Genomic DNA, 3,593 nt, shown 5'->3' with positions numbered 1-3,593 from the left:
ACAGATATAGTATAGGCCTCCGGGACTTTCCCGCGTTTTCCCCGAAACCCTTTTTCCCGGCACAATGCAGCGACTTCGGAAAGGTTTTTCCGTTCCAGGTATCTATCGAAACAGAAACGTACGTATTCTGCCTCCTTCTGGTTGATCTGAAAGCTGTCTTTCCCCAGTTTGTCATATCCCAGGATTTCACTACAGGTGCGTTTCCCCTGCTCTGCACGCGTCAGCAGCGCAGCGGAGACCCGTTCTCCAGTCAGTTCCCGTTCCAGCTGCGCAAATACGCCCACGATCCCGATCATGGCGCGCCCCATCGGGGTTGACGTGTCGAAAGACTCTGTATAAGATACCATTGATACTCCCCACTTCTGAAATTTTGTCATGGTATCATACAGGTCTTGTACAGATCGCGTGAACCGACTGAGCGCCCAAAAACATACGACGTCGAATCTTCCATCTCTCGCATCTCTCATCAGTCGGCGCATATCCGGCCGGTGGTCTATGTCCTTTCCACTAACCCCCCTATCGGCGTACAGGTCATAGACCTCATACTTGTGCTCTGCGCACCACTTGCGCAGAGCTGCCTCCTGGGCATCCAGGGAGTATCCCTCTCTGGCCTGATCCAGGGTACTCACCCTGATATATATAGCTACTACATTACATTCTTTTTTCATGGCTGCCTCCTTGTCTCTTTGAGGCAGCCATGTTATAATATGACTGCCTCGTTGTGGGGTAACGGCTGTGCTATACTTTTCGCGGAGTTACACAGCCGTTTATTCTATTGTCCATCCGGCGGCCTCCAGTAGTCGGATGGCATCTTCAACATACTCGGCCTCCCGCTCCTCCACGGTTATGCCCTCGTCCCAGGACAGACGCTGAATGGTCTCACTGTGGTAGACCTTCCAGCTCTCACAGGATAGGAAGACATCGCTCCAGATGTCTCCATCCTCCGTGTCAACCATCAGTCGGTAATACCTCCGACCATCTGCCTGGCACCACTCTCTAGCCGCCTTGTACTCCTTTCTCACGGCATTCTCAATTTTTCTTCTTTCAATCGCTTTCATTCATCTTCTCCTTCCCATTCCGTCCAAAAGCATCCGGCACCAGCTCCACGGTGACGGCTTGCACCGGTCTCCGGGTCTACCTCCACCATGTAGGCAGTCGCGTCATCCTCCGGCCATTCGTCTACGATCTCACCGGTGCCGCTCACAATATAAACCACGTTCCCGGCACGGTTGAGTGTTACTTCCTCCGGGTTGAGCCTCCACCCCTTCATGTTCAGCAGTTTAACGGCTAACTCCAATTCTTCCATATTCTTCTTTCCTTTCTACCTCCGGATTAGAACTCATACGTTTCGAAGAACGCCTTCAAGACGCCTTCAAATTCTGACCGGTATACGCCACAGAGGTCGTACTCTGTGACCTTTTTGGTGTTTTTGTCAATGAATCCAAGCGTCCGACGTTTATAGTCGTTCACATAGATTCTCGATTTTCCGAACTTTTCCCATAAAGAAAAGTACAGGTATGCACTATCAGTGCAACAAGCCTTATCGTATCCAGGCATGAGCACTTTCGCGCATTTATTAAATTTTTCTTTTGTCATTTCTTTAGCCTCCCTCCATGCTTTTTTCAAAGCGGAGGAAATGCTCATCCCCGCTTCCTTTACCAAGAGCCAGGCTCTTTTCATGATTTTTCTTAAGTCATATTTTTTCATTTTTTTTCTCTCCTCCGTTCCTTTGATGATTTAATTATATACTAATATTAGTATAATGTCAATAGTTTTTTAAACTAATTTTAGTATAATCATGTTGACAAAAAAGACAGCAAATGTTACCTTATATATAAGGAGGTGGAAAAAAATGATAAAGTATAAGATAGACATCTTTGCGGAGTTAAGCAAGCACGGATTCAACCAGACGCGCATACAGAGAGAGAACCTTTTACCGCGCCAAACTATGACAAACATAAAGGCCGGGAAAAGCATCACCCTGGAGACCCTAAATAAAATCTGTATTATGTGCAAGAAACAGCCGGGCGACATTATCGAAGTGGTTCCGACTGACGAAGAAAAAATAAAATATTACTGAAAAAACTATTGACATTATACTAATATTAGTATATAATAAAGACAGTTAGGGATGGCAAGGCTCTAACGAGAAAGGATGAAAGGGCATGGTAAACGAGAATATGACTGAGAAGGAACAAATCGCAATACTGATCGACCAGTACACAGACTTACAGCGGATCAAAGCCGCAGCAGACAAGGACAAAGAAATAGCCTACCAGATCAAGGCGACCAAAGCAAAACTGGAGGCTATGGGGATTGTAACCGAAGACCTAGACATTTAAAAAAAAGAGCCTCACGGCTCTGGGAAACAGGGAGGGCGGGCTTGCCACCGCTCCCCACATCCATAGTATACTACAGGCGGGACGCCGGCGCAACCGGTTCCGCCTGTTTTTTTCATGCTAGTCCGGGGACTGAAACTGCTGCCTTATGGCACATCGTTTAAACGATGTAGCAGTGGTTTCGGAAATCGTATTGCCCGGCGATCCGCAGTACCCCGCGGGCGTCGGTGATCATGCACTGGCCCTCGTGGATGCCGGCGTCGGGACAGAGGAAGAACCATTCTCCTGCGGGATCCTGCTGGTAGCCGGTGAGCATATAGCCTTCGGCATCGAACAGATACCAGCCGGATGTGCCGCCGGTGGCCTCAGTGAGCCAGTACCAGCCGTTGGCTGCGTAGCTGCCATCCGCATACTGATACCACCAGCGGCGGCCGTCTGCGGCACGCTTGAACCCTTCTGTGTAGACAGGCTCAACATTGTAGTCAATGTCATGGAGTTTCAGTGCTTTTTGCCAGGCTGTAGCGGACACTCGACTCCTGATTGTCCCGTAGTCGATGCCCTTGGCCTCGATACAATAGCCATCGCCCATGTACACACCAATATGGCCGGGTTTCCAGAGAGCCCAGCCAACCATGGAATCATCCAGGGCGCCAATGGCCACACGCTGATCCGCAGTGTCGTGGTAGTTGTAGCTGCCGCGGATGATGCCGGTGTACCAGCTGATCAGGCCACTGCAATCGGTGCAACGCTGGCCTATATACTTCCGGGCTTTCGCCATATAGGCGCTGGTGTACACGGATGGATTCTGCCGCTTAAGGAGCTGCAGACGTTCCTCTGTCAGAATCTCTCCCTTTGCCCCATATACATAGGGCGTTCCGATTTTACTCTCGCAGAACGCCGCCAGGCCGGCGGCTTTTCTTTTATCTGACATATTACCTCCTAAAACGAAATAAGGCCCAGGATCGCTCCCAGGCCTGTAATATTGCTGCACCGGTCTTATTTCTTCGGACGGATATCTCCATTCTTGTCAGCGTACCATCCGGAATGAATGGTTACCTTTCCGGTCTCCTCGTGAAAATCAATGCCGAATGCGGGGCCTTCGTACTGAGCTGCAAATTCAGCAAAGGTATTGGTGCGGATGGCTGCCTTCAACTTCTCCTCAATAGCGGGAATGTCCTTTACATTGATCGGTTTCCAATTCTTCATAGTCTGTTCTCCTTTTTTCATTTTATGGTTTGGTTTTGGAGTTGGCCC

8 protein-coding genes are annotated in these 3,593 nt (G+C 49.3%); 2 read left to right on the top strand and 6 right to left on the bottom strand.

Annotated features, from left to right (window positions below; genetic code table 11):
- The 4 genes from B5E84_RS20060 to B5E84_RS20045 form a co-directional block, all read right to left on the bottom strand.
- On the bottom strand, nucleotides 1–668 hold a 668-nt coding region (locus B5E84_RS20060; protein WP_143469293.1), incomplete at its 3' end, for a recombinase family protein.
- Nucleotides 669–767: 99 nt separating this feature from the next.
- On the bottom strand, nucleotides 768–1,058 hold the full coding sequence (locus B5E84_RS20055) for a hypothetical protein (protein WP_087226702.1): 291 nt from the start codon (nucleotides 1,056–1,058) through the stop codon (nucleotides 768–770).
- Complete coding sequence (locus B5E84_RS20050; RefSeq protein ID WP_087226699.1) at nucleotides 1,055–1,306, bottom strand: hypothetical protein; 252 nt, start codon at nucleotides 1,304–1,306, stop codon at nucleotides 1,055–1,057. Before B5E84_RS20050 ends, B5E84_RS20055 begins: the two co-directional genes overlap by 4 nt.
- 26 nt (nucleotides 1,307–1,332) lie before the next feature.
- Nucleotides 1,333–1,707, bottom strand: a complete 375-nt coding sequence (locus tag B5E84_RS20045; protein WP_087226696.1) for a hypothetical protein — start codon at nucleotides 1,705–1,707, stop codon at nucleotides 1,333–1,335.
- Nucleotides 1,708–1,852: 145 nt separating this feature from the next.
- Between B5E84_RS20045 and B5E84_RS20040 the strand changes: the two genes are divergently transcribed.
- Nucleotides 1,853–2,080: a helix-turn-helix domain-containing protein gene (locus B5E84_RS20040; protein WP_087226693.1), complete on the top strand. Its 228-nt coding sequence runs from the start codon at nucleotides 1,853–1,855 to the stop codon at nucleotides 2,078–2,080.
- An 85-nt stretch (nucleotides 2,081–2,165) separates the two neighbouring features.
- Nucleotides 2,166–2,342: a hypothetical protein gene (locus B5E84_RS20955; protein WP_204248634.1), complete on the top strand. Its 177-nt coding sequence runs from the start codon at nucleotides 2,166–2,168 to the stop codon at nucleotides 2,340–2,342.
- A gap of 157 nt (nucleotides 2,343–2,499) precedes the next feature.
- Here the strand turns inward: B5E84_RS20955 and B5E84_RS20035 are convergent, their stop codons facing one another.
- Together B5E84_RS20035 and B5E84_RS20030 are read right to left on the bottom strand one after the other, a co-directional pair.
- A complete protein-coding gene (locus tag B5E84_RS20035) occupies nucleotides 2,500–3,270 on the bottom strand; it encodes a hypothetical protein (protein ID WP_087226690.1) in 771 nt (256 codons plus the stop codon).
- A 65-nt stretch (nucleotides 3,271–3,335) separates the two neighbouring features.
- Entirely contained in the window at nucleotides 3,336–3,545 is a 210-nt protein-coding gene (locus B5E84_RS20030; protein WP_087226687.1) for a hypothetical protein, read from the bottom strand.
- Between the last annotated feature and the right edge of the window lie 48 nt (nucleotides 3,546–3,593).

Source organism: Lachnoclostridium sp. An14, assembly GCF_002160755.1.
GTDB lineage: Bacteria > Bacillota > Clostridia > Lachnospirales > Lachnospiraceae > Lachnoclostridium_A.
The sequence above is the reverse complement of the archived record's forward strand: the minus strand, read 5'-3'. Positions and strand labels throughout refer to the sequence as shown.